At 38.6% G+C, this 25,072-nt stretch carries 23 protein-coding genes; 16 read left to right on the plus strand and 7 right to left on the minus strand.

Going from position 1 to position 25,072, the window contains the following annotated elements; all coding sequences use genetic code 11:
- Positions 1-95: 95 nt before the first annotated feature.
- Positions 96-1,637: a sodium/proton antiporter NhaB gene (gene nhaB, locus EL121_RS09440; RefSeq protein WP_039196354.1), complete on the minus strand. Its 1,542-nt coding sequence runs from the start codon at positions 1,635-1,637 to the stop codon at positions 96-98.
- A 175-nt stretch (positions 1,638-1,812) separates the two neighbouring features.
- Here nhaB and fadR point away from each other — a divergent pair, with 175 nt between their 5' ends.
- Complete coding sequence (gene fadR, locus EL121_RS09445) at positions 1,813-2,541, plus strand: fatty acid metabolism transcriptional regulator FadR (RefSeq protein ID WP_039198948.1); 729 nt, start codon at positions 1,813-1,815, stop codon at positions 2,539-2,541.
- A gap of 8 nt (positions 2,542-2,549) precedes the next feature.
- On the plus strand, positions 2,550-3,620 hold the full coding sequence (locus EL121_RS09450; RefSeq protein WP_039196355.1) for a PhoH family protein: 1,071 nt from the start codon (positions 2,550-2,552) through the stop codon (positions 3,618-3,620).
- A 108-nt stretch (positions 3,621-3,728) separates the two neighbouring features.
- On the opposite strand, the gene tkt is transcribed toward EL121_RS09450, so the two are convergent.
- On the minus strand, positions 3,729-5,726 hold the full coding sequence (gene tkt, locus EL121_RS09455) for a transketolase (protein WP_039196356.1): 1,998 nt from the start codon (positions 5,724-5,726) through the stop codon (positions 3,729-3,731).
- Positions 5,727-6,105: 379 nt separating this feature from the next.
- On the opposite strand from tkt, the gene rpmE reads away from it, so the two are divergent.
- From rpmE to ilvY, 3 genes are all read left to right on the plus strand, one after another.
- Positions 6,106-6,318, plus strand: a complete 213-nt coding sequence (rpmE, locus tag EL121_RS09460; protein WP_005597698.1) for a 50S ribosomal protein L31 — start codon at positions 6,106-6,108, stop codon at positions 6,316-6,318.
- Between the two features lie 83 nt (positions 6,319-6,401).
- Positions 6,402-8,018: a phosphoethanolamine transferase gene (locus EL121_RS09465; RefSeq protein ID WP_039196357.1), complete on the plus strand. Its 1,617-nt coding sequence runs from the start codon at positions 6,402-6,404 to the stop codon at positions 8,016-8,018.
- Positions 8,019-8,903 carry an HTH-type transcriptional activator IlvY gene (gene ilvY, locus EL121_RS09470; protein ID WP_039196358.1) on the plus strand — a complete coding sequence of 295 codons (885 nt, stop codon included), beginning with the start codon at positions 8,019-8,021 and terminating at the stop codon, positions 8,901-8,903.
- A gap of 68 nt (positions 8,904-8,971) precedes the next feature.
- On the opposite strand, the gene xthA is transcribed toward ilvY, so the two are convergent.
- Both xthA and EL121_RS09480 read right to left on the minus strand, forming a co-directional pair.
- Positions 8,972-9,775: an exodeoxyribonuclease III gene (gene xthA, locus EL121_RS09475; RefSeq protein WP_039196359.1), complete on the minus strand. Its 804-nt coding sequence runs from the start codon at positions 9,773-9,775 to the stop codon at positions 8,972-8,974.
- Positions 9,776-9,863: 88 nt separating this feature from the next.
- Positions 9,864-11,240, minus strand: a complete 1,377-nt coding sequence (locus EL121_RS09480) for a Na+/H+ antiporter family protein (protein WP_039196360.1) — start codon at positions 11,238-11,240, stop codon at positions 9,864-9,866.
- Between the two features lie 461 nt (positions 11,241-11,701).
- On the opposite strand from EL121_RS09480, the gene EL121_RS09485 reads away from it, so the two are divergent.
- Positions 11,702-12,010, plus strand: coding sequence for a CBU_0592 family membrane protein (locus tag EL121_RS09485; protein WP_039196361.1), 309 nt, complete (start codon positions 11,702-11,704; stop codon positions 12,008-12,010).
- A gap of 40 nt (positions 12,011-12,050) precedes the next feature.
- On the opposite strand, the gene ttcA is transcribed toward EL121_RS09485, so the two are convergent.
- Together ttcA and yfbV are read right to left on the minus strand one after the other, a co-directional pair.
- A complete protein-coding gene (ttcA, locus tag EL121_RS09490) occupies positions 12,051-13,004 on the minus strand; it encodes a tRNA 2-thiocytidine(32) synthetase TtcA (protein ID WP_039196362.1) in 954 nt (317 codons plus the stop codon).
- A 167-nt stretch (positions 13,005-13,171) separates the two neighbouring features.
- Positions 13,172-13,606: a terminus macrodomain insulation protein YfbV gene (gene yfbV / locus EL121_RS09500; protein WP_039196363.1), complete on the minus strand. Its 435-nt coding sequence runs from the start codon at positions 13,604-13,606 to the stop codon at positions 13,172-13,174.
- Between the two features lie 143 nt (positions 13,607-13,749).
- Between yfbV and EL121_RS09505 the strand changes: the two genes are divergently transcribed.
- From EL121_RS09505 to EL121_RS09530, 6 genes are all read left to right on the plus strand, one after another.
- Positions 13,750-14,496 (plus strand): hypothetical protein, encoded by a 747-nt coding sequence (locus tag EL121_RS09505; RefSeq protein WP_039196364.1) that lies wholly within the window; start codon positions 13,750-13,752, stop codon positions 14,494-14,496.
- A gap of 1 nt (position 14,497) precedes the next feature.
- Entirely contained in the window at positions 14,498-15,049 is a 552-nt protein-coding gene (locus EL121_RS09510; protein ID WP_039196365.1) for a septation protein A, read from the plus strand.
- The gene (yciA, locus tag EL121_RS09515) at positions 15,036-15,503 is read left to right on the plus strand and encodes an acyl-CoA thioester hydrolase YciA (protein WP_039196366.1); all 468 of its coding nucleotides are present in this window, start codon (positions 15,036-15,038) and stop codon (positions 15,501-15,503) included. The genes EL121_RS09510 and yciA overlap by 14 nt, the downstream gene beginning before the upstream one ends.
- Positions 15,504-15,526: 23 nt before the next feature.
- Complete coding sequence (locus tag EL121_RS09520) at positions 15,527-15,808, plus strand: YciI family protein (protein ID WP_039196367.1); 282 nt, start codon at positions 15,527-15,529, stop codon at positions 15,806-15,808.
- Positions 15,809-15,879: 71 nt separating this feature from the next.
- The gene (gene glnE / locus EL121_RS09525) at positions 15,880-18,759 is read left to right on the plus strand and encodes a bifunctional [glutamate--ammonia ligase]-adenylyl-L-tyrosine phosphorylase/[glutamate--ammonia-ligase] adenylyltransferase (protein ID WP_039196368.1); all 2,880 of its coding nucleotides are present in this window, start codon (positions 15,880-15,882) and stop codon (positions 18,757-18,759) included.
- 95 nt (positions 18,760-18,854) lie between these two features.
- A complete protein-coding gene (locus EL121_RS09530; RefSeq protein WP_014991165.1) occupies positions 18,855-19,232 on the plus strand; it encodes a YacL family protein in 378 nt (125 codons plus the stop codon).
- A gap of 63 nt (positions 19,233-19,295) precedes the next feature.
- Here the strand turns inward: EL121_RS09530 and gltS are convergent, their stop codons facing one another.
- Entirely contained in the window at positions 19,296-20,513 is a 1,218-nt protein-coding gene (gene gltS, locus EL121_RS09535) for a sodium/glutamate symporter (RefSeq protein WP_129545061.1), read from the minus strand.
- Positions 20,514-20,773: 260 nt separating this feature from the next.
- Here gltS and EL121_RS09540 point away from each other — a divergent pair, with 260 nt between their 5' ends.
- From EL121_RS09540 to hemN, 4 genes are all read left to right on the plus strand, one after another.
- Complete coding sequence (locus EL121_RS09540) at positions 20,774-22,432, plus strand: putative transporter (RefSeq protein ID WP_039196370.1); 1,659 nt, start codon at positions 20,774-20,776, stop codon at positions 22,430-22,432.
- 154 nt (positions 22,433-22,586) lie between these two features.
- On the plus strand, positions 22,587-23,165 hold the full coding sequence (yihI, locus tag EL121_RS09545; protein ID WP_014991168.1) for a Der GTPase-activating protein YihI: 579 nt from the start codon (positions 22,587-22,589) through the stop codon (positions 23,163-23,165).
- A gap of 14 nt (positions 23,166-23,179) precedes the next feature.
- On the plus strand, positions 23,180-23,647 hold the full coding sequence (locus tag EL121_RS09550; RefSeq protein WP_039196371.1) for a DUF2489 domain-containing protein: 468 nt from the start codon (positions 23,180-23,182) through the stop codon (positions 23,645-23,647).
- Positions 23,648-23,677: 30 nt separating this feature from the next.
- Positions 23,678-25,045, plus strand: coding sequence for an oxygen-independent coproporphyrinogen III oxidase (hemN, locus tag EL121_RS09555; protein ID WP_039196372.1), 1,368 nt, complete (start codon positions 23,678-23,680; stop codon positions 25,043-25,045).
- Positions 25,046-25,072: the final 27 nt, after the last annotated feature.

Consider the following 25,072-nt stretch of genomic DNA (forward strand, 5'->3'; position numbering starts at 1 on the left):
AATAGTTCCTTTAGTCTGAATGATTTATTCATTGTACCTGATTTTACTCAGCTTTCGTAAAAAAATCTCCCCAAAAGCGGGGAGATTTTTAGAGGTTAACGGCTGATAATCCAGCCCCAATTTGTCATGATTTCGGTAAACGGAGGAAGTAAATATTCCAATGTGAAGAAACCGACAGTCGACAATACGATGGTATAAGGTAATGCCATATACAACATTCTGCCGTATGAGAGTCGGATTAACGGCGCAAACGGTGAGGTGAGCAAGAATAAGAATGCCGCTTGCCCGTTCGGGGTCGCAACAGAAGGTAAGTTAGTACCGGTATTAATTGCCACCGCAATTAAGTCGAATTGTTCACGACCAATAATTCCTGAAGTTAGCGCATTTTTTGCTTCGTTAATATAAACCGTTCCTACGAATACATTATCGGATACCATAGAAAGTAAACCGTTAAATACATAGAACAGGGCTAATTGAGAATGTGCATCCGCAGAGAGTACGAATTGGATAATCGGTTCAAATAACTTAAGATCCACAATTACCGCAACCACAGTAAAGAATACTACGATTAACGCAGTAAACGGCATCGGTTCTTGGAATGAACGACCGATTACGTGTTCGTCAGTAATGCCACAGAATGCCGTACAGATGATGATAATCGTTAAACCAATGATACCAACATCAGCAAGGTGGAATGCTAAGCCGATAATTAACCAAATACCGGTGAGAGCTTGAATACCCATTTTTACACGGTCTTGCTGGGTCATACGTTGTTCTTTTAATAAATTATAACGTGCGAGAACACCCCATACACGGCGCGGTAAACGCTCACCGTAGCCGAATAATTTAAAGTGTTCTAACAATAAACACGTGATGACGCCGAAAAATAAGACAGGTAAGCTCACCGGTGCAACACGTAAGAAGAATTCAACAAAGCCCCATTCGGCTTGACCGGCAATGATTAAGTTTTGTGGCTCACCTACCATTGTCATTACGCCACCTAATGCACTACCTACAGCCGCATGCATTAACAGACTACGTAAAAATGCTCGGAATTGTTCGAGAATTTGTTTATTAGTAACGATTTTTTCGTCATTAGTAATATCAGTTGAATCCTCAAAGCTATTACCGGAAGCCACTTTATGGTAAACGCCATAAAAGCCGGTACCAACGCTAATGATTACGGCAATAACCGTTAGAGCATCTAAGAATGCAGATAAAAAGGTTGCGCTAAGACAGAATGCAAGAGAAAGAACTTTTTTAGAATGAATAGCAATCAGTAATTTAGTAAAAACATATAATAATAATTGCTTCATAAAATAAATACCGGCAACCATAAACATTAACAATAAAATAACGTCGAAGTTTGCCATTATTTCTTCTTTTACATGGTGGGGACTGGTCATTCCAATAATAACCGCCTCAATAGCTAATAAGCCACCCGGTTGAAGTGGATAACATTTCAGTGCCATTGATAAAGTAAAAATAAACTCGGCAACTAATACCCATCCGGCAACAAAAGGGCTAATAAAGAAAAAGACAAGAGGATTAATAACTAAAAAAGCCAAAATAGCTAATTTATACCATTCCGGCGCTTTACCTAAAAAGCTTTTAAATATAGCGTTCGAGCTATTCATTTAAAGTTCTCCTTGTAAATAAAAAATATAAGCTAATTGTAATCTAGTTTAGATTAAAGGATAATAGCACTTATCCCATATTTCTGTGGGTGTTTTTTGATTTTGGATAAGAATCGTTTCTTTATTTTTATTTTTGCGCCATTTTCGCAAATTATGTTATGGAGGCATAAACATGATGGACAGATCTTATATTTTAAAAGCTCAGAGTCCAGCTGCTCTTGCAGAAGAATACATCGTTAGAAGTATTTGGGATAAAAAATTCCCTGCAGGAACAGATTTACCGGCGGAGCGAGAGCTCGCAGACCGTATCGGAGTGACTCGTACAACGTTACGGGAAGTGTTACAGCGATTAGCTCGTGATGGTTGGTTACATATTCAACATGGTAAGCCGACTCGTGTCAATGATGTTTGGGAAACAGCCGGCCCAAATATTATTAGTACGATTATTAAATTAGACAAATCGTATTTACCCGTCATTATTGCTAACGTGGTTTCATTACGTACCCGTATGGCAGAGTCTTATATCCCCGAAGCCGTCAAATTAAATCCGGAAGAATGTGTAAAATATTTTGCGCAATTGGATGCCTTACAAGATTCAGCAGAAGCATTTGCTAAATTTGACTATACGCTATTTAGACAATTTACTTTTTCGGCAAATAAACCGGTTTATGCACTCATTCTAAACAGTTTTAAAGGAATGTACCACCAAGTTGCAAGCATTTTCTTTGCGGATCCTGTTTGTCGTCAACTTACCCTTGCTTTTTATCAAGAATTATTAAAAGCCTGTGTAGAGAAAGATGCGGAGAAAGCTGCTAATGCAATGGCTCAAAATCGTCAATCAAGTAGCGAAATTTGGGGAAAACTTTTACAAAGTATCCCGGAAAGTTTCGGCGAACTAAAATAGGATATGTTTTGAACGAAATTCTCTTAACTTTAGAACCTCAAGATAATGCGCGCCTACAATCACTTTGTGGCGCGTTTGATGAACATTTAACTTTAATTGAGAAAAGTTTTAATTTGACCATTGCTCGTAATGGTTTCTCTTTTTCGATTCAATCCGATGACGAGAATCATTATTCGGTGACATTAATTCAAAATGCGGCAAAGTTATTAAAACAGCTTTACATTGATACCGCACCAATTAAAGGTAAAATCAAAGAATTGGATCTAGAAGATATTCATTTAGCTATTCAAGAAAGCCGAATGTTACTTCAAAACCAGTGGAATACTGGGGGGCAAGGAGAGATTTCGATTAAAACGAAGCGGGGCGTGATTAAGCCGCGAGGAGAACATCAGCAAGCTTATTTAAGAAATATTCTTAGCCACGATATTAGTTTTGGTATTGGACCGGCAGGAACAGGGAAAACGTTTCTTGCGGTTGCGGCAGCGGTAGAATCACTTGAACGTCAAGAGATTCGCCGAATTTTGCTGACTCGCCCTGCTGTTGAAGCGGGAGAAAAACTCGGTTTTTTACCCGGCGATCTCGGACAGAAAATTGAGCCATATTTAAGACCTTTGTATGATGCTTTATTTGAAATGTTAGGTTTTGAAAAAGCACAAAAATTAATGGAACGTAATGTGATTGAAATTGCGCCTCTTGCTTATATGCGTGGGCGTACTTTAAACGATGCGTTTATTATTTTAGATGAAAGCCAAAATACCACGACAGAACAAATGAAAATGTTCCTGACTCGTATCGGTTTTAATTCTAAGGCAGTTATAACTGGTGATGTTACGCAAGTTGATTTACCCCGTAGTCAGAAGTCAGGTTTAAAACACGCAATGGAAGTGTTAAAAGATGTACCTGATTTAAGTTTTAATTATTTCGATAGCCATGATATTGTCCGTCATCCGGTGGTGGCGAAGATTGTACAGGCTTATGATGTTTGGGAAGTGGAGGACGAACAGCGCCGTGAGCAACGACGTTTGGAAAAACTTGCTTTAGAACAGCAAAAAATTTTAGAACAAGCAGAACAGTTATAAAGAGATAAGCGGTTATTTTTGTAAAAAATTTTATAAATTCGACCGCTTGTTTAAGGAATAGAAAAAAGGCGAGAAGATTATTCTCGCCTTTTGTGTTTTCAAGTGAAATTATAAAATTTCTTTCGCTTTTGCAACTACATTTTCAACCGTGAAGCCGAATAGTTTGAATAATTGATCTGCCGGTGCAGATTCACCGAAGCTATTCATACCTACGATACGACCTTCAAAGCCAACGTATTTATACCAGAAGTCAGATAATTGTGCTTCGATAGCGACACGTTTTGTTACTGAACGAGGTAACACAGATTCACGATACGCTGCATCTTGTTTATCAAATACATTCGTACTTGGCATTGAAACCACACGTACATTCTTACCTTCAGCTTCAAGCTCTACTGCTGCTTTCATTGCTAAATCAACTTCAGAACCGGTTGCAATTAAAATTAAATCCGGTGTGCCTACTGAATCTTTTAACACATAACCACCACGAGCTACGTTTGCTAATTGTTCAGCAGTACGTTCTTGTTGAGCAAGGTTTTGACGAGTAAAGATTAATGCACTTGGACCGTCTTTACGTTCAACCGCCGCTTTCCACGCTACTGCCGATTCTACTTGGTCAGCCGGACGCCATGTTTCTAAGTTCGGGATGAAACGTAGTGATGCGGTTTGCTCTACTGGCTGGTGAGTCGGACCGTCTTCGCCTAAGCCGATAGAATCATGTGTATACACGAATAATGAACGTTGTTTCATTAATGCCGCCATACGCACAGCATTGTGAGCGTATTCATAGAACATTAAGAAGGTTGCACCGTAAGGAATAAAACCACCGTGTAATGCAATACCGTTCATAATTGCAGACATACCAAATTCACGTACACCGTAGTTAATGTAGTTACCGTCAACATTATGATCAGCACGGATTGGTTTTGAACCAGACCATAAGGTTAAGTTAGAACTTGCTAAGTCTGCAGAACCACCTAAGAATTCAGGTAAGATGTGCGCATAAGCTTCAATTGCATTTTGTGATGCTTTACGGCTTGCGATCGCTGCCGGATTCGCTTGTAATTTTTCAATAAACGCTTTGCTTTCCGCTTCCCAGTTCGCCGGTAAATCGCCAGCCATACGGCGTTTAAATTCTGCTGCTAATTCAGGGTGTGCCGCTTCATAAGCTGCAAATTTAGCATTCCATTCTTTTTCTACTACCGCACCTTGTGCTTTAGCATCCCAATCTGCATAGATTTCTGCCGGAATTTCAAATGGAGCATATTCCCAATTAAGTGCTTGGCGTGTTAATGCAATTTCATCGTTACCTAGTGGTGCACCGTGACAGTCATGTGATGCCGATTTGTTTGGAGAACCGTAACCGATGATTGTTTTACAAATAATTAAAGTTGGGCGTTCAGTTTCCGCTTTCGCATTTTCAATCGCAAATTTGATTTGTTCTGCATCATGACCGTCCACATTGCGGATAACTTGCCAACCGTATGCCTCAAAGCGTTGTGCTGTATCGTCAGAGAACCAACCGTCTACGTGACCATCGATTGAGATGTTATTGTCATCATAGAAAGCGATTAATTTACCTAAGCCTAAAGTACCGGCTAATGAACATGCTTCATGCGAAATACCTTCCATTAAGCAACCATCACCTAAAAAGGCATAAGTGTAATGGTCAACAATTTGGTGACCTTCACGGTTAAATTGTGCCGCTAATGTTTTTTCTGCAATCGCCATACCCACAGCATTGGTGATACCTTGACCTAATGGACCTGTAGTGGTTTCAACGCCCGGAGCGTAACCATATTCAGGGTGACCCGGGGTTTTAGAATGTAATTGACGGAATTGTTTTAAATCTTCAATTGAAAGATCATAGCCTGTTAAATGTAATAAGCTATAAATTAACATTGAACCATGGCCGTTTGAAAGTACGAAACGGTCGCGATCAGCCCACTTAGGATTAGTTGGATTGTGCTTTAAAAAGTCGCGCCATAATACCTCAGCGATATCTGCCATACCCATTGGGGCACCAGGGTGACCAGAGTTAGCTTTTTGTACTGCATCCATACTTAAAAAGCGAATTGCATTCGCTAATACTTTACGTTCTGCCATGTGTTTACTCCTAGACAAGAAAATGACAAATACTCTATGAAATAGATAGATTTAGTTAATGGAATTAATTTTACACTATTTTTGAAGTAATACTCAAAAAATCTCTAGGAAAATCTGTGATCTTCTTCACAAAATATGAGAAAAAACTGATTGAAAATGATTTGTTTTGATTAAGTTATATAATGAGGATATTTTGTGGAAAATTATGTTAATTGATTAGGCTGAGTATTGATCTTAATTGCCAAATACCATAGAATATTGGCTCTTTTGGCGTCGAGCAAATGCTCGGCATATTATTTATTCACATATGGTACTTATCAGCGGATATACGAATGTATAACAAGATAAGTGGCGATATGGCTTCATTAGAGGTTTTCCAATGAAACAAGGTATTCACCCAGAATATACAGAAATTACTGCAACATGTTCATGCGGTAACGTAATCAAAACTCGCTCAACAGTGGGTAAAAACTTAAATCTTGATGTGTGCGGTAACTGCCACCCATTCTATACTGGTAAACAACGTGTTGTTGATACTGGTGGTCGTGTAGAACGTTTCAACAAACGTTTCTCAATCCCAAGCACAAAATAATTTGTTTGGAGATACAAGAAAACCCTGCTTTGGCAGGGTTTTCTTGTATCTGGCATAGCGTTTTTTAAAAAGGAGGTCTTGCAATGAAAAAAGGTATGATAACATTAAAGCCAAGTTTAATTCTGTTATGTTTTCCTTTTATTTTTCTATTAAGTGAAATATTTTTTAGGTATCTTTTCGATATTACTCCCTTAGGTAAATATCTCGAAACTTATTTTATTTTCTTTTTGTTTATATTTTTCTTTTCTTATGCAAAATGGAAAACGACTAGATTCATTATCTCTATTTTATTTTATTTGAGTTTAATTACAAATAATATTCATTATGAAATATACCAAAATTGGATTAATAGCATTAATTATTTATTAATGTTTAAGGAACTTACAGAAGTTACTCATGCTGGAATCGGTATGGTAGATAAGATACTACCTGCGACAATATATGCATTAGTTGAATCTGCAGTTTTTATATTAATAACATCTTTTATAAGTAGAAAGAATATATTTGATAGAAAGTTTGTTATATGTGACATTCTATTCTTATTGATTTTTATTTTTATGATTGTTCGTTCATTTTTCTCGAGTTCAGAAAACGTAACGACTAATCTAGCTCATTCAAGAGTTAAATCTCATTTTTATTCAGTTAGTGTATTTTTAGGAAAAGTACTTCCTTATGATCTTTTAAATTTAAGTGATCTCCCTAAATATACACATCCAACTCCAGAAATAATATCTCAACCTAAAGCGAAAAATATTATTCTAATTATTGGTGAGAGTTTGTCAGCTAAACATGTGAATTATTTTGGCTATCATCGTGAAACAATGCCTTTTCTGACCGAACTTGCTAAGAATAATGTAGATAAAAATTTATTATTAAAAGAAACTTATAGTGCTGGTGTTTTAACTGCACTTTCCGTTCCTGCATTGTTAAGCGCTATCCCGTATCCAAATGGCGTAGAACAAATAATGAAAGGAGATACTAATATTTTTAATTTGGCAAGAAGACAAGGATATGAAACTTATTTTTATACATCTCAGCCTGAAAAAGAAATGAGTTTAATTAATTTAATGGGTAAAAATTGGATGCAACATAAGATTATGCCGACTCAATTAGGAGAAGATATTTCAAGAGGGATGAATGACCACCGTTTAGTTCCATTGCTTAAAGATATAGACTTAGATAAAGGAAATAATTTTATCGTATTACAGCAAAGAGGTTCACATACGAATTATGGAGAATATCTATCAGAGGATGAAAAAATTTTTAAAAATGGAACCCCATTAGATAATTATGATAGTACGGTATATAATACTGACCAATTCATAAGAAAAATATATGAATATTTAGCAAGTAGAAATAAAGATGATTATTTACTAATATATACTTCTGATCATGGTCAATTGGTTACTGAAAAAACGTATAATCAAGGAACTATGGATGAAGAACAATATATTGTTCCTGCATTTATTTATACTAAAAATAAAGAAGTTATGGAAAATATGGGGGCGTTTGAACAGTGTCAAAGATTATTCCACCAGCAAATAGCGACTTTTATTATTAATACTATGGGGTTCAATATGCCAATCTCAGACTGTAAGAAAGGGGTTGTATATTCTTCTCTGCTAAGTGGGGATACTGGATATTTAGAAATTGAAGTCCCTAAAAAAGCTGTCTTGGTAAATCCTAAAAAGAAAAACTAAATGGAATTCCAATCCCTTAAACTATTTTTAGATATTGCGCAAACCCGAAGTTTTATTCGTTCGGCTGAAAATAATTATATGAGTGCGTCTACACTGACGCGCCATATTCAGCGGATTGAAGAAGAGTTAGGGCAGCCGTTATTTATACGGGATAACCGACAAGTTCGCTTAACGGAAGCAGGTGAAAAATTCTTGGGGTTTGCGAAACAAAGTTGGTCTGATTGGCAGCAATTACAGCATCAGCTTTCACCGGTACAAGGTCAGTTAGAAGGCGAATTAAAAGTGTTTTGTTCGGTAACGGCAGCTTATAGTCATTTGCCGCAAATTCTGGAACATTTTCGTCAGGCACATCCAAAGGTAGAGATTAAACTGAGTACTGGCGACCCGGCTCAAGCGGTGCATACAGTGCATTCTTTTGAAGCGGATATTTCCTTAACCGGTAAGCCGGAGCATTTGCCGAACAGCATTGTGTTTCATTATATTGATGATATTCATCTTTCGGTTATTGCGCCACGGGTGGCATGTGCAGCAACACAATGTTTGCAGCAACAACCGATAGACTGGCAAAATATTCCGTTTATTTTGCCGGTTGACGGGCCGGTTCGAAAGCGAATCGATCGTTGGTTCAAAGAATTAAAAATTAAAGAGCCGAAGATTTATGCCACGGTGGCGGGTCACGAGGCGATTGTGCCGATGGTTGCGTTAGGATGCGGTGTAGCATTACTACCGGATGTGGTAATCAAACACAGTCCGATGAATAATCAAATTTCCTATTTGAAATTGCCTAAACCGATATCGCCGTTTGAGTTGGGAATTTGTGTACAAGAGAAAAGGCTACAAGAACCGATTATTAAAGCATTTTGGGAATTGTTACCGAAAGACTAAAAGCAACAAGCGGTTAAATTTTAAGAATTTTTTGCAAATTTCTTCCTAAATTTTAACCGCTTGTTTTTTTATTTAAATACCGCCCAAACCGGTGCGTGATCAGATGGTTTTTCCATTGCACGGATTTCTAAATCAATCCCTGTTTCAACACAATGTCCCGCGAGGCCTTTTGAGGCTAACACTAAGTCGATTCGTAGGCCTCGATTATCATCAAATCCTTTCGAACGATAATCAAACCACGAGAATTTGTCGTTAGCTTGTGGGTTCATTACACGGAATGTATCGACTAAACCATAGTTATATAAACGATCTAACCATTCACGTTCTTCCGGTAGGAATGAACATTTACCGTCGCGCAACCAACGTTTGCGGTTTGGCTCACCGATACCGATATCTAAATCGGTCGGGCTAATATTCATATCACCCATAATCACAATCGGATTTTCCGGAGTCAGTTCAGTTTCTAAATAATGCTGTAAATCTGCGTAAAATTTTTCTTTTGCTGGGAATTTGGTTTCATGCGCACGATTTTCACCTTGCGGGAAATAGCCGTTTAACACGGTAAGTACACCAAATTCTGTTTCAATATCTGCCATGATCATACGCTTTTGCGCATCAGCACCATCAGTTGGGAAACCTTTACGCACGGCAAGAGGTTCTTTTTTGGTTAAAAGCGCCACGCCATAATGTCCTTTTTGTCCGTGATGGAAAACGTGATAACCCAAATGATTGACTAGATCCCAAGGGAAATCTTCATCAGCCACTTTGATTTCTTGTAAGCCGATAACATCCGGCTGATGCTTTTCAATCAGCGCTTCTAACTGGTGTGGGCGGGCGCGTAACCCATTAATATTAAACGAAATAAACTTCATAAATAAAATCCAAATAGAAACCACGGATAAGGCAAATAAGCGGTCATTTTTCCGAAAAATTTTGCATTATCCGTGGCGTAAGTAAGAATTAGAGCGTCAATGCTGCAATCCAACCGAACACTAATAACGGAATATTAAAGTGTAAGAAGGTTGGTACAACGGAATCCCAAATATGGTCATGTTTACCGTCAGCATTTAAACCTGATGTCGGGCCTAATGTTGAATCAGACGCTGGCGAACCAGCATCACCTAAAGCGGCTGCCACACCCACGATAGCCATGGTCGCTAACGGAGAAAAACCGAATGATACACATAAAGGCACGTAAATAGAGGTAATAATCGGCACAGTTGAGAATGATGAGCCGATTCCCATCGTAATAAATAAACCGACAACTAACATCAGTAATGCCGCCATTTCTTTACTTTGAATCGAACCACGTAATGCTTCAACTAATTCAGGTACACCACCGGTTGCGTTTACTACACTTGCAAAGCCTGATGCGGCAATCATCACAAAACCAATCATCGCCATTAAACGTAAGCCGTCTTGGAATAAATCATTGGTTTGTTTTAATTTGAATACGCCGCCCAATGCAAAAATAATTAAGCCGATTAAACCGCCCATGACGGTTGAGTTAGTGGCTAATTGCACCGAACAAGTTGCGATAATCGCAACAATACTTACACCGATATGGAATGGTTTTACTTTTGCTACGCGAGCCGCAACTTCATCCGCAGTCGGCTCTTTTACATTTTCTACATAAGTACGAGGCTTACGATAAGAAACAAAGAAGGCAAACAGTAGTCCTAAAATCATACCGGATACAGGAATAGCCATTGCTTTAGTCATTTCTGGTGTGGTTGCAACTAAATTAAATGTTTGACCGGCTTGATTGATATTTTTAACCAGAATGCTCTCAATAAAGATCTGACCAAAACCTGCCGGAATTAGCATATAGGTTGCAGTTAAACCAAAAGTTAACGCACAAGCTACCGCACGGCGGTCAATTTTTAATTGGTTCATTACGCTTAATAGCGGCGGAACTAAAATTGGAATAAAGGCAATATGAATCGGAATTAAGTTTTGTGATGATATTGCAAATGCCGTTAACACAAATAACACGATGTATTTAAACCAAAATACCGAGCGGCCGGACGGTTGTTTGCCAAAAGCGGAAATCACTTTATAAGCGAGTAAATCGGTTACGCCGGATTTAGAAAGTGCTACAGCAAATGCTCCGAGAACGGCATAATTCATCGCCGTTTCTGCACCACCGCCTAAACCACCGGTAAATTTTTCGATGGTTTTTGTGAGCGCATCAAATAGGCTCATATCGTCAACGCCATAGAAACCAATGACACCACAGGTTAAGGCGGCAATAATTAGCGCAATTACCACATTAATTCTGAGTAAACTCAAAGCAAGTAATACGATAATTGAGATAACAACTTCGTTAGAGAACATTGTGTTTTACCTTTTTTGTAATAAATTGGAAATAGTCTTTTAATGTAACGTAAAAAATGCACTTGTCGAGTATTTTTTTACAGAATGAATAAAATTGATTTTTTCATGTAAGTAGTGAACTGGTTCTCAATAGATAAAAAGAGTAGTTGATGTTTTTCAAACAGTAAAAATTCTCTTACCAATAAATTGAGTTGTGTGAAAAATAAGCGTTTAAATTAAGACTAAAAATGCTCACAGTAAATCTAAGAAAATTTATAAAAAATACATATTAGCGTGGCTAAAGGAGGGCAAACGATTACCAAAAATGCACGGAATTCTATCATGCTAAAACCAGTGAAATAATAGTAGTTTAGGTGGCTAATTTTTCGTTTTATACATATAAAAACTGGGGTATACTCCGCCTCCCTCTTTGAAAAATGTAGGGGAATTTGCTTTTGCAAATTCAAAAGAACGGAGGAAAAATGAGTGGTATGTTGAATCTTGGTGCGCTTAACGCATCTCAGCTCGAAATTGTGAATACTTCTGCGCATATTGTCGGCTTTATTGGTATGGCATGCGTCGTATTGGCATTTTGGTTTGTGGTAAGTGAACGTTGGAAGCCAACTTCATTGTCGTATAATATTTTAAACGGTATTGGCGCAGTGTTACTTATTCTGAGCTTGTGTGTGCATTTTAATTTAGGTTCGTTTGTGATTGAAGTTTTCTGGATTTCAATCTCAGCAATGGGTATCTATAAAAACCTAACGAGACGTAAATTAGTAGCCGCTTAAAAACGAAAAGAGCAAACGTAAAAGTTTGCTCTTTGTTTTTTTATTGGACTTCTTTAAATTGAATCATACCGTTTTCGCTATAATCAGCTTGTTCGTCTTCATCTTGAATTAACGGCTGATTTGGAATTTCCGCTTTATCAAAAGCAATATCGCCTTCCACACCTTCCAATACTTGACCACGTTTTAACCCTTTAAAATCAAATAGGCTCGGATCACAAAGATGCGAGAGGGTAATGTTCTGCATTGCACTAAACATCGTTTCGATTCGTCCCGGATATTGACGATCCCACGTTTGGAGCATTTCTTTTACAACTTGGCGTTGTAAATTCGGCTGAGAGCCACATAGGTTACACGGAATAATCGGGAACTGTTTGGCTTGCGAATATTTTTCAATATCTTTTTCTTTGCAGTAGGCTAACGGACGAATCACGATTTGTTTACCGTCATCCGAGATCAGTTTCGGAGGCATGGATTTTAATTTTCCGCCGTAAAACATATTTAAGAATAAAGTTTCCAGCATATCGTCACGGTGGTGACCAAGCGCAATTTTAGTTGCACCGAGTTCGGTTGCTGTGCGATATAAAATACCGCGACGTAAACGTGAACAAAGTGAGCAAGTCGTTTTACCTTCCGGAATTTTCTCTTTTACGATGCCGTATGTATTTTCTTCGACAATTTTGTATTCAACACCGATAGATTCTAGATATTCAGGCAAAATATGTTCCGGAAAGCCCGGTTGTTTTTGGTCTAAATTGACCGCCACAATATCGAAGTGAATCGGTGCACTCAGTTTGAGGTTAAGAAGAATATCTAATAACGTATAGCTATCTTTACCGCCGGACAAGCACACCATCACTTTGTCGCCATCTTCAATCATATTGAAATCGGCAATCGCATTACCAACATTGCGGCGTAAACGTTTTTGTAATTTGTTTAAATTATAGGCAATCTTTTTTTCTTGTTGAGTATTAGTGGATTGAGTATTTTGATTCATAATCGTGAATGTTTGTAAGTAAATTTATTCGGTACATGAAATAAAAAATGAAGTTCGCCATACTAAAGACTTCAGTATTTTTTGCAAGCGTTTCATTTGATGTTTTTGTCGATAGATAAGTCTCTATTGGCAAGCAAGCGGTCTAATTTTAACATTTTTTTGCAATTTTAAAGCTTATCAAAATATTCATTGCCCCAAGTTTGTTCGGCAAGTTGCAGTAGGTTGGCGAAATCCTGATAAGAGGGCATTGCTTGCTCTTCCACTTTTTTATTTTCATTAATCAGTTTTTGTTTTAGCTCTTGATACCAGCCTAATAGAGACAGCGGTAACGGCGAAGCCGCACGTTTACCTAACCAATATAAGCCTTGATACGGCAAACTTAATGCAAAGAGTGAGGTAATAATCGCATTAGCCAGAATAGATTGGCTCGGATCTGCAAAAAAGTATTGCCATAGAATCGCAAAGCAAGCAAAAGCAGGCATAAAGCGAGCGGCTAATTTCACTAATTTAATTAACCGATAATCAGGCATAAACAGCCCTAACTTTTTTTGATTGGGATAGGTATTAAGGTAACGTTGACCCGCTTGAAATGTTGCATTCATAATGATAACTGTGTACAAAAAAATGATAGAAACAGCATAGCATAAGTTTTATCCATCGAAAACGCACAGATTTTAATGCAGTAACGGCGAACAGTTGCTATACTTTGCAACAATTTTTTTACACCTGTTAGAAGGAACGATAAATGCCAATTAAATTTCCTGACTTACTACAAGACAGTTGGAATTTTATCCGTAATCAACGTACGTTTTCACTTTATGCAATGCTATTGTTTTGTATTTTACAGCTAGCAAGTTTATTTCTTGTGCCTCGCACGGGAAATAATGTTGATGCACAAGCTCAAAGTGCAACGATGACTTTGGCTGATTTATTTCCATTATTGTTTATGGGCGTAGCCAATATTTTTATTACCACATTGCTAATTTTAAATATTAAAGCGATTAACAATGCTAATTTCAGTCACTTTTTTCAGAATCTATCAACTACACTTACCAAGTTATTCCCAGTAATTTTATTGAATATTATTATGGTGCTTCCGCTCTCGGTCGGTATGGCTTTTCAAGTGTTTGGCGCACAAACGGGAAGTGGTTTAGACTTGTTGGCATTTCCATTAATTATTAGTGGTGCATTTTTATTTATTAAATTGTGTTTGTCGGTTTATGCCTATTTAGTTGAAGATTTGCAAAATGTAGCTGAGACGATCCGTTTTACATGGCAGCTAAGCCGAGGTAAGGGCATTGCGTTAGTATTATTCTGTGTGATTGCTTATTTTGTCCCACAAATCTTAATGTCATTTTTAAGTGGTTTGGGCGCGAATGTGACAGGACTTGTGTTAACTGTAGTCATCAGTTCGTTTTTCTCTCTATTTATTACGGTGTTTAGCTTCCGTTTTTATCAAGTATATAGTCACAATGGCGGAGTAAAAGGTTAATATGAAACAATTACTTGAGTTTATCCCGCTTATTCTATTTTTTGCCGTTTATAAATTGTACGGCGTTCAACAAGCGGCAATAACATTGGTGATCGCAACTGTCGTTCAATTGATTGCATTACAAGTGCTTTATAAGAAAATCGAAAAATCACAGTGGATTATGGGCATTTTTGTGGTTTTCTTTGGGATTTTGACCGCTTATTTCAATGACTTAAATTTCTTGAAATGGAAAGTCACCATCATTAATGGTTTGTTTGCCGCCGTATTATTAGTCAGCCAATTTGTGTTTAAAAAGCCGATTATTCAGATGCTATTGGGTAAAGAACTCACTTTACCGGCGCAAGTTTGGAATAATCTCAATTTAGGTTGGGCAGTGTTTTTCATTATTTGTATGCTGCTGAATATCGTGATCAGTCATTATTTTTCTGATGATGCGTGGGCAACATTTAAAACGTTCGGATTTACAGGGTTGAGTTTAGTCGCTGCGATTGCAACCGGCGCTTATCTTTATCCTCACCTTAAAAACTTGGAGAATACCAATGAGCAAAAATAAACCTTATGACAGAGAGCCGGAAGGAAAACTGATTTTAAGAACCTTAGCAATGCCTTCCGATACAAATGCAAACGGCGATATTTTCGGTGGCTGGATTATGTCACAAATGGACTTAGGCGGTGCAATTCTTGCTAAAGAGCTGGCGAAAGGCAGAGTGGTAACGGTAACGGTAGATAAAATGATTTTTCACCTTCCGATTTCGGTTGGGGACGTAGTATGTTGTTACGGTACTTTAGTTAAAGTTGGCCGTTCCTCAATGCAAGTGAAAGTAGATGTATTTATCAAGCAAGTTTATGAAGGCACCAGAGAGCGTTTTCGAGTAACTGAAGCTTTATTTACTTATGTGGCGATAGATAAGGAAGGTAAATCTCGACCTATTCCACGAGAAAATAACCCGGAATTAGATGAGGCGTTGGCACTCCTAGAACAACGCTTGATTGATGAAGCAAACTAAAGACAATAATTGGAGGAAGTTATATGTATTACGTTATTTTTGCACAAGATAACCCAAACACATTAGAAAAACGCCTGGAAGTACGTCCTGCTCACTTAGCCCGTTTAGAAAAACTACAGGCGGAAGGTCGTTTATTAACTGCAGGTCCAAATCCAACAGAAGACGGTAGCAGCGTCACCGGTTCGACTGTGATTGCGGAATTTGAGTCATTAGCGGATGCGCAAGTATGGGCTTCGGAAGATCCTTATGTAGAAGCTGGCGTTTATGGTGATGTGATCATCAAGCCATTTAAAAAAGTGTTTTAATCTGATTTGTTAACAGGCACAAGCGGTTTCGTTTGTGCCTTTTTCTCGTCCAATTTTTGAAAGAGGCATATATGTTTGCTCAAACTGATCTTTCCGAACTTGTGAAGGAATCTGATTTGCAAAATTCTACCAAAATTCGACCGCTTGCTATTGCGGTGGGGATGTCTAATTTTGTGAAACAAACGCTACAAAAGCAGCCGCAATTCTTGCAAACGTGGTTAGCGGAATATCCTTCTGTTGCAAATGTCGGCAATTATGCAGAACGTTTAGCGTCCGTTTTAGCGCAGGTACAAGATGAAGCCCAATTAGCACGAGAATTACGCCTGTTTCGTCACCGTGAAATGGCGGCGCTCAGCTTTCTGCAATCGAATAAACTTGCTAGCGTAGAGTTTGTGTTTGAGCATTTATCCGATTTGGCAGAGGCGCTGATTATCGGCGCAAGAGATTGGCTGTTTAAGCGTTGCTGTGAAGAATATGGAACACCGATGAATTCGCTGGGCGAACAGCAAGAGTTACTGATTTTAGGGATGGGCAAATTAGGTGGACGAGAACTGAATTTTTCCTCGGATATTGATTTGATTTTTACTTACCCAGATGCCGGTGAAACTGTCGGTGGGCGTAAACCGATTGAAAATAGCAAATTTTTTATTCGCTTAGGGCAGCGTTTAATTAAAGCACTGGATGAAATTACGTTGGACGGCTTTGTGTATCGTACCGATATGCGCTTGCGCCCGTTTGGCGACAGCGGTGCGTTAGTGCTGAGTTTTGCCGCAATGGAAGATTACTATCAGGAACAAGGGCGAGATTGGGAACGCTATGCGATGATCAAAGCCAAAATTTTAGGCGAAGATCCGCAGAATATTAACCATCGTTATTTGCGTCAAATGTTACGCCCGTTTATGTATCGCCGTTATTTGGATTTCAGTGCGATTCAATCGTTGCGTGAGATGAAGCAGAAAATCAGCCGAGAAGTAGTTCGCCGTAATTTGACTGATAATATTAAATTAGGTGCCGGCGGGATTCGAGAAATTGAATTTATTGTGCAAACTTTCCAAATGGTGCGAGGCGGTCGGGATAAAATCCTCCAAGAACGGAGTTTATTGCGTGTTCTGCCTCGCCTCGCCGAATTACAATTACTCACCGAACAGCAAACTCAGCAATTATATGATGCTTATATCTTCCATCGTCAGGTCGAAAATGTATTGCAAGCGATTGATGATAAGCAAACGCAAACACTGCCGACCGATGAGCAAGACCGAGCAAGGATTATGTTTGCTTGCCAATCTTATTTGCAAAAAAATGCGGAAAATCAACCGCTTGTTGTTGAACATGATATTCATACTTGGCAAGACTTTTTACAGGTACTGGAACAACATCAGCAAAATGTGCGAGCGGTATTTAATCAAATTATCGGCGAAGAAGAGGACGATGAAGAAGCACCGCTTAATGAAAAATTAGCGGTTTGGCAGGATATTTTACATTATCAAATCAGTGAGGAAGATTTAGCGGCAGTTTTAGGTGATTATCCGGTTAGCCAAAGTGATTACAATGATATTTTTAGACAGCTTTCCGGCACGTTTCAAGATTGGGTGAAACGCCCGATTGGCGTGCGTGGACGCAATGTATTGCGCAAACTGATGCCGAAAATTGTAGATATGGTGTGTAGCCGAGAAGATTATTCGGTGGTTTTGCCGCGTGTGCTGAATATCATTGATAAAATTACCATGCGAACTACCTATCTGGAGCTTTTGCAGGAAAGGGAGCAAATTCTACCGCTTCTGATTACCTTGTGCAGCCAATCGATTATGATTGCCGAGCAAATCGCTCGTTATCCGATGTTATTAGACGAATTGATTATCCAAAATAGTCTTACGCAAGTGATTGAGTTAAATCAGTACAAAACGGCCCTGAATGACTATTTAATTCGTATTCCGGAAGAAGATGAAGAGGCATTGATTGATGCATTACGTCAATTTAAACAGAGCCAAATTTTGCATATTGCGGCAGCGGATATTTTAGGCGTATTACCGGTGATGAAAATTAGCGATCACCTTACCTATTTGGCAGAAGCGATTATCGGTGCGGTGGTAAATATGGCATGGAAATCCTTATCGCAACGTTTTGGCGTGCCGGATCATTTAGAAAATGCAGAACAAGGCTTTGCGGTAATTGCTTATGGAAAATTAGGTGGCATTGAACTGGGTTATAACTCGGATTTAGATTTGGTTTTTCTGCATAATGCACCGCAAGATGGTGAAACGACAGGAACAAGAAAATCGATTTCAAGTCATCAATTCTATTTAAAATTAGCGCAAAAAATTAATTCGATTTTTAATTTAAATACCAGTGCCGGTGTGCTTTATGAAGTGGATATGCGCTTGCGACCATCAGGCGAAGCTGGTTTATTAGTCAGCACGGTGAGCGCTTATGAGAGTTATCAGCAAAATGAGGCGTGGACATGGGAATCGCAAGCATTGGTGCGTACTCGTTGTGTTTATGGTTCGCCCGATCTGGCGCAAGCCTTTGAGCAAATTCGCCGCACAACTTTGGCAATGCCTCGAACAAGCGGTCAATTACGCCGAGAAATTTGCGAAATGCGTTATAAAATGTATCAACATTTAAGTAACACAGATAATGCGCATTTTGATTTGAAAAAAGATAAAGGCGGTATTACCGACATTGAATTTATCGCACAATGTTTGGTTTTGGAATATGCACATCAGTATCCGCAAATGGCAGTTTGGTCGGATAACGTTCGTATTTTTGATTCGGCGGTGGAATGCGGTATTTTGTCTTTCGCTGACGGTGAAAGGCTGAAACATTGCTATACGGCGATTCGCAACCGTATTCATCGTTTGAATTTATTACGTAACCCGAGTGTGGTGAGTACAAACGAATTTGTCGAAGAACGAGCCTTTGTAGCGCAAATTTGGCAACGAATTTTTGGGTAAGATCAGATAGCGGTCAAATTTGCAAAAAATTTTGTAAATTTAACCGCTTGTTTTCCGTTATAATAAGGTAAATTTACCCATTCAAGGAGTTTGCAATGGAATATCAATTTACGCATTCAATTCATGGTGTGGTCGCAAAATGTTCAATGGATCACGAAGCATTTGCTCGTTGGTTAAATACAGAGATTGCGGAGAATCCACAAGAGATAAACAAAGTTTTAGCGGAAATCGACAAGTGTCGTGCAACTTATCCGAATCCTTATGAATATGTTTTGGAAGGTCGAGAATATAGCTTATTTATTGATGCGGATGAAGTGATGGTGAAAGCGAATAATCTGGATGATGCATTCGATGAATCGCAAATGGAAGACGGGTTCCAGTTTTATGATCAAGAAAGTATCGCATTTTGTGGTTTAGAAGATTTTGAAAATTTCTTAAAAGCCTATCAAAAATTTAGCAAAACTTATCACTAATCTTGTTATAGCAAAAAGAAAGGGCACTGATTAAAGTGCCCTTTGCTTTATAGGTTAAACAGATTAACGTAAGAACTCAACAAACCAAGTAATTACACCTAAGTTTAACAGGTCTACGAAGAACGCGCCGACTAATGGTACGATTAAGAAGGCTTTGTGTGACGGACCAAAGGTCTCTGTTACAGATTGCATATTGGCTACCGCAGTTGGGGTTGCACCTAAGCCGAAACCACAGTGACCGGCGGTTAAAATTGCCGCGTCGTAATCTTTACCCATTACACGGAAGGTCACGAAGTAGCCATATAGAATCATTACTAACGTTTGTACTGTTAGGATAATTAACATTGGACCTGCAAGACCTGCTAATTCCCATAGTTTGATACTCATTAATGCCATCGCTAAGAATAAGCTTAGTGATGCATTACCAAATACGTCAATTGCGCGGTCAAACATATCAAATTTAAATACGGCAGTTAGAACATTACGTAAAATTACACCGAAACCTAATGCCCATACGAATTGCGGTAAGCCTAAATCAGGGAATGCATTTGCCATTACTGATGAGAACGCTAAACATGCGGCAAATAATGCCATGGTTTCAATGGTTGAGCTTGCAGTGATAAAACGTACGCTATCCGCATCTTCGAATGTGCTGTCATCATACTGTTCCGCTGAAGCGTCCACTTTTTTACTGTGTTGTTTACGGTCTTTCTTCATTTTATTGACTAAACGGCGCGCAACCGGACCACCGATTAAACCACCCGCAACTAAACCGAATGTTGCTGATGCCATCGCCATTTCCATTACACCGGTAATGCCATATTGTTCAGAGAAGATTTTTGCCCAAGCTGCACCGGTTCCGTGACCACCGGTTAAAGTGATTGAACCGGTAATTAAGCCCACAAGCGGATCTAAACCTAATGCTGTTGCAAGACCAACGCCCACCGCATTTTGGATAATAATGAAAACACCCACAATAATGAGGAACACGACCAGCGGTAAGCCACCTTGTTTTAAACGAGAAAAGTCAGCTGATAAACCTACAGAGGCGAAGAACGCTAACATAAATGCATTTTGTAAGCTCTTCTCAAATTGGAAAGAAATACCTGCCCAGTTATAAAGACAGAAAATAACGGTTGCTGCGACTAAACCACCGGCTACTGCTTCAGGAATATTAAAGTCTTGTAAAAATTTAATTTTACCGACTAAAAAGCGCCCTACTAAAAGAACAAGCGTAGCAGCAATAAGTGTGTGGTAACCGTTAAGAATTATTGGTTCCATAGGTGCTCCTCTAAAATGTTAAATGAATGTTTAAAAATAGATATTAGCCGATACTAGAACAAACATTTTGATTTGTCAAAGGGGGTTAATAAGAAAAATTATTTATAAAATTAGAAAAACTTATCCAATTATCCACATAAATTTTGAGGAAGATCAGTTTTTTGCGTAAGTAAGCGCTTATTTCTTGAATTAGTTCGCATTTTTTGTTTTTGGGCTTTGATAAAATTTCCTTAGTTATTATTTTATCGTGGAGACTCAACATGAGTGATATAGCAATTATAGTAAGCTTATTGTCATTAGTCGCCGTATTGGGCTTATGGCTTGGGCACTTAAAGATCAAAGGTGTGGGACTTGGCATTGGGGGCGTTTTATTCGGTGGGATAATCGTCTCCCATTTTTCCACATTGTACGGTATCAAAATTGATGCGCATACTTTGCATTTTATTCAAGAGTTCGGTTTGATTTTATTTGTATACTCAATCGGTATTCAAGTAGGACCGGGCTTTTTCGGTTCTTTAAGACAATCCGGTCTAAAACTCAACGGTTTTGCGATCTTAATTGTGCTGTTAAGCGGTATTTTAGTTGCTTTAATCCACCTTATTTTTGATGTACCGTTACCGGCTATTTTGGGGATTTTCTCCGGGGCAGTAACGAATACGCCGTCTTTAGGGGCTGGTCAACAGGTGCTTGCCGAATTAGGCGGAGAAAATACTACCGCAGTAATGGGAATGAGCTATGCGATTGCTTATCCGTTTGGGATTATCGGTATTTTGCTTTCAATGTGGCTGGTGAGAATTCTATTCAAAATTAATATAGATAAAGAAGCCGCTGATTTTGATAATAGCCAAAATCAACAAAAAGAGGGACTTGATACCTTAAATGTTCGCTTAATTAACCCGAATTTAGGCGGGCTGAAATTGAAAGAAATTCCTGATTTTGAAAGCCATAAAGTGATTTATTCTCGTTTAAAACGGGGTGAAGAACTGATCGTACCGAAAGTTGATACCGTCTTACAGCTAGGTGATGTTCTGCATTTAGTCGGCGAGAAAGCCATGTTACATAAAATGCAACTTATCTTAGGGGAAGAAGCGCATATTTCATTATCGACAAGGGGCACGTGCTATCGTTCTGAACGAGCGGTGGTAACCAATGAGAATGTTTTCGGTAAGAAAATACGTCATTTAATGCTAAAAGGTAAGTATGAAGTGGTGATTTCTCGTTTGAATCGTGCGGGGGTAGAACTGATTCCTAATGGCGAAATGACATTGCAGTTTGGTGACGTACTGAATTTAGTCGGTCATCAAGAAGATATCGAAACGGTTCGGGCTATCATTGGTGATGCGCATCAGAAATTACAACAGGTGCAAATGTTACCGATCTTTGTTGGGATCGGCTTAGGTGTATTATTAGGTTCTTTACCGCTTTATGTACCGGGATTTCCGGTTGCATTAAAATTAGGTCTAGCCGGAGGTCCGTTGGTCGTGGCGCTAATTTTAGCGAGAATCGGCAGTATCGGTAAGCTTTATTGGTTTATGCCGCCAAGTGCGAATTTGGCATTACGTGAAATTGGGATCGTATTATTCCTTTCTGTGGTTGGCTTGAAAGCAGGGGCGAATTTCCTTGATACCTTGCTCAGTCCGGAAGGACTTTCATGGATGGGATACGGCGCTATTATTACCTTTGTTCCGTTAATGGTAACGGCATTGATTGCACGTATTTATGGCAAGATGAATTATCTTTCATTGTGTGGTTTACTTGCCGGCTCAATGACAGATCCGCCGGCATTGGCATTTGCAAATGAAATTAAAGACGGGAACGGTGCGGCAGCGCTTTCTTATGCGACCGTTTACCCGCTAGTGATGTTTTTACGTATTATTTTACCTCAATTGCTCGCTATTTTGTTGTGGGCAGCCGGTTAGTTAAAAGTTTTTAACAATAGATAGCGGTCGGATTTAAAGGAATTTTTGCAAAATTCTCCGAGAATCTGACCGCTATTTTCATTTCATCTCTGTTCAGCAAATCAGATTCCTTGTAGAATAATCGTTTAATTTTTTATAGAAAAGAATAGATATTATGAGCCGTACTAAAAAAACACGTCGTATTACCGACATTATGCCTGCTAGAAAAGCAGATAAAAAACCGGAACAACCTAAATTAGGTGGCGGTAAAAACCGTAAACCTACACGTTATGAACTTGATGCAAAAGCCCGTGAAGAAAAGAAAAAGCGTAAACATAAAGGCTTGCCGACAGGTTCACGCAATGTAGATCCGGCGGAACAGAAAAAAGCAGTGGTTAAAGAGGTGAAAGATCCTCGTATCGGTAGTCGTAAGAAAATTCCACTTATGGTCGAATTTGTGAATAAACCGGAGAAAGGTCAAACGATTAAGCCGGTGCCGTTAGAAGAATATAAACCGCATTTATCTCCAGAACTAGAGCTTGAACAATTAGAGAATAATGAGATCTTAAATCAATTATTAGATGAAATTGAAGCGGGTAAAACGTTATCGGCTAAAGATCAAAAATTTGTGGATGAATGTTTAGATCGTATTGACGAATTAATGACTGAATTAGGTATCCAAGATGAGGATGAAGATAACGGTGATGCGTTACTTCGCCAATTCGAAACCATGGATATTAACCAATTTAGATAAAATTACAAAAGCGTATGATTCGATTTTTTCTCATTATTCTTGCAATATTGATCGTGCTTTCAATGGCTGGCTATGCGGTTTACTTGATGTTGAAATTACGCAAACAGAATATTCAACACAAGGCATTATTAGTGCAAGCCGAGCAGGCTCAGAAAGCACGTTTTGAGCGAATTATTGATAGTATTGATGTGATTGCGCGCGCAATGCTTTCCGAACAATGTGATTTTTCGGAAGGTGTGCTTCGTTTAAAACCGCTACTTGACGTATTAGGCAAACAACTAAGTCAATATCCAGCGATGTGGGCGCTGTATCAAGTTGTCGAAAATATGCCGATTTTAGACGAGCGCAAGGCGTTAAAACGTAATGAACGTATGAAGCAAGATTTACTTCGTCAATCGAAAGAAGTCGAGTTAGAAGAGCAAATTAAAGCGGAATGCCATCAATTACTCATTGATATAGCACAGTTGAAGATTACATTATAGTGAGTGACTCCTATCTTTGAAGGAAATCCAATGTCAGAAATTATTTGGGATTTAGCCCTTATCCAAAAATACAACCAATCAGGTCCTCGTTATACGTCTTATCCGACGGCGTTAGAGTTTAGTGAAAGTTACAATGATGATGATTTTAAAGCGGCTGCGGCACGTTACCCGAATCGTCCATTATCACTTTATGTGCACATCCCATTCTGCCATAAATTATGCTATTTCTGTGCCTGTAATAAAATTATTACCCGTCATCAGCATAAAGTAGATATTTATTTGGATTATCTTGAAAAAGAAATTAAAACAAGAGCGCCACTCTTTACTCATCGTACAGTAACGCAAATTCACTGGGGCGGTGGTACGCCGACTTATTTGGATGAAGCGCAATCAGAGCGTTTAATGGCGATGTTACGCAAGCATTTTAACGTGAGTGATGATGCTGAAATCAGTATCGAAATGGATCCGCGTGAAATTGAATTGAATATGTTGGATCACCTGAAGACGATTGGTTTTAATCGTATCAGTATGGGGATTCAGGATTTCAATAAAGAAGTGCAAAAATTGGTGAATCGTGAGCAAGACGAAGAATTTATTTTTGCTTTAATGAAACGAGCGAAAGAACTTGGTTTCACTTCAACCAATATTGATTTGATTTACGGTTTACCGAAACAAAATGTCGAAAGCTTTATGTATACGCTGGAACGTGTGATTGAGCTGAATCCGGATCGTATGAGCGTGTTTAATTATGCGCATTTACCAAGCCGTTTTGCCGCACAAATCAAAATTAAAGATGATATGTTGCCGGCTCCGGAAACCAAATTAACGATTCTGCAGAAAACGATCGAATTTTTAGGCGGTAACGGTTATAAATTTATCGGTATGGATCACTTTGCTAAACCGGATGACGAACTTGCGATTGCACAACAACAAGGTGTGCTACATCGCAACTTCCAAGGCTATACTACCCAAGAAGAATGTGATTTATTAGGCATGGGTGTATCAGCGATTAGTTTACTTGGCGATACTTACGCACAAAACCATAAAGAATTACAGCAATATTATGCAAATGTAGAAGAGCGTGGCATTGCGTTACATAAAGGCTTGGCATTAAGCAAAGACGATTGTATTCGCCGTGATGTAATTAAAGCGCTGATTTGCAACTTTAAGTTGGAATTTGACCGCTTGCAGGCTGAGTATCAAATTGATTTTAAACAGTACTTTGCCGAAGATTTAGCTCTACTTGAGCCGTTAGCAAAAGACGGTTTATTAGAAATTACCGAAAACAGCATTGTGGTTTCGCCTAGAGGCCGCTTGTTAATTCGTAATATTTGTTTATGTTTTGACGTATATTCAAGACAGCTTGCGAAAAGACAGCAATTCTCAAGAATTATTTAAGTAAAAGGTGTGTTTACACACTTTTAG

The sequence above is a fragment of the Actinobacillus equuli genome (assembly GCF_900636745.1).
Classification (GTDB): Bacteria; Pseudomonadota; Gammaproteobacteria; order Enterobacterales; family Pasteurellaceae; genus Actinobacillus; species Actinobacillus equuli.

What these genes read in the sequence shown, in the direction of transcription:
- nhaB (WP_039196354.1), bottom strand. Translation starts at nt 1,637, where the DNA reads ATGAATAGCTCGAACGCTATATTTAAAAGCTTTTTAGGTAAAGCGCCG.
- fadR (WP_039198948.1), top strand. Translation starts at nt 1,813, where the DNA reads ATGGACAGATCTTATATTTTAAAAGCTCAGAGTCCAGCTGCTCTTGCA.
- tkt (WP_039196356.1), bottom strand. Translation starts at nt 5,726, where the DNA reads ATGGCAGAACGTAAAGTATTAGCGAATGCAATTCGCTTTTTAAGTATG.
- rpmE (WP_005597698.1), top strand. Translation starts at nt 6,106, where the DNA reads ATGAAACAAGGTATTCACCCAGAATATACAGAAATTACTGCAACATGT.
- EL121_RS09465 (WP_039196357.1), top strand. Translation starts at nt 6,402, where the DNA reads ATGAAAAAAGGTATGATAACATTAAAGCCAAGTTTAATTCTGTTATGT.
- ilvY (WP_039196358.1), top strand. Translation starts at nt 8,019, where the DNA reads ATGGAATTCCAATCCCTTAAACTATTTTTAGATATTGCGCAAACCCGA.
- xthA (WP_039196359.1), bottom strand. Translation starts at nt 9,775, where the DNA reads ATGAAGTTTATTTCGTTTAATATTAATGGGTTACGCGCCCGCCCACAC.
- EL121_RS09480 (WP_039196360.1), bottom strand. Translation starts at nt 11,240, where the DNA reads ATGTTCTCTAACGAAGTTGTTATCTCAATTATCGTATTACTTGCTTTG.
- EL121_RS09485 (WP_039196361.1), top strand. Translation starts at nt 11,702, where the DNA reads ATGAGTGGTATGTTGAATCTTGGTGCGCTTAACGCATCTCAGCTCGAA.
- ttcA (WP_039196362.1), bottom strand. Translation starts at nt 13,004, where the DNA reads ATGAATCAAAATACTCAATCCACTAATACTCAACAAGAAAAAAAGATT.
- yfbV (WP_039196363.1), bottom strand. Translation starts at nt 13,606, where the DNA reads ATGAATGCAACATTTCAAGCGGGTCAACGTTACCTTAATACCTATCCC.
- EL121_RS09505 (WP_039196364.1), top strand. Translation starts at nt 13,750, where the DNA reads ATGCCAATTAAATTTCCTGACTTACTACAAGACAGTTGGAATTTTATC.
- EL121_RS09510 (WP_039196365.1), top strand. Translation starts at nt 14,498, where the DNA reads ATGAAACAATTACTTGAGTTTATCCCGCTTATTCTATTTTTTGCCGTT.
- yciA (WP_039196366.1), top strand. Translation starts at nt 15,036, where the DNA reads ATGAGCAAAAATAAACCTTATGACAGAGAGCCGGAAGGAAAACTGATT.
- EL121_RS09520 (WP_039196367.1), top strand. Translation starts at nt 15,527, where the DNA reads ATGTATTACGTTATTTTTGCACAAGATAACCCAAACACATTAGAAAAA.
- glnE (WP_039196368.1), top strand. Translation starts at nt 15,880, where the DNA reads ATGTTTGCTCAAACTGATCTTTCCGAACTTGTGAAGGAATCTGATTTG.
- EL121_RS09530 (WP_014991165.1), top strand. Translation starts at nt 18,855, where the DNA reads ATGGAATATCAATTTACGCATTCAATTCATGGTGTGGTCGCAAAATGT.
- gltS (WP_129545061.1), bottom strand. Translation starts at nt 20,513, where the DNA reads ATGGAACCAATAATTCTTAACGGTTACCACACACTTATTGCTGCTACG.
- EL121_RS09540 (WP_039196370.1), top strand. Translation starts at nt 20,774, where the DNA reads ATGAGTGATATAGCAATTATAGTAAGCTTATTGTCATTAGTCGCCGTA.
- yihI (WP_014991168.1), top strand. Translation starts at nt 22,587, where the DNA reads ATGAGCCGTACTAAAAAAACACGTCGTATTACCGACATTATGCCTGCT.
- EL121_RS09550 (WP_039196371.1), top strand. Translation starts at nt 23,180, where the DNA reads ATGATTCGATTTTTTCTCATTATTCTTGCAATATTGATCGTGCTTTCA.
- hemN (WP_039196372.1), top strand. Translation starts at nt 23,678, where the DNA reads ATGTCAGAAATTATTTGGGATTTAGCCCTTATCCAAAAATACAACCAA.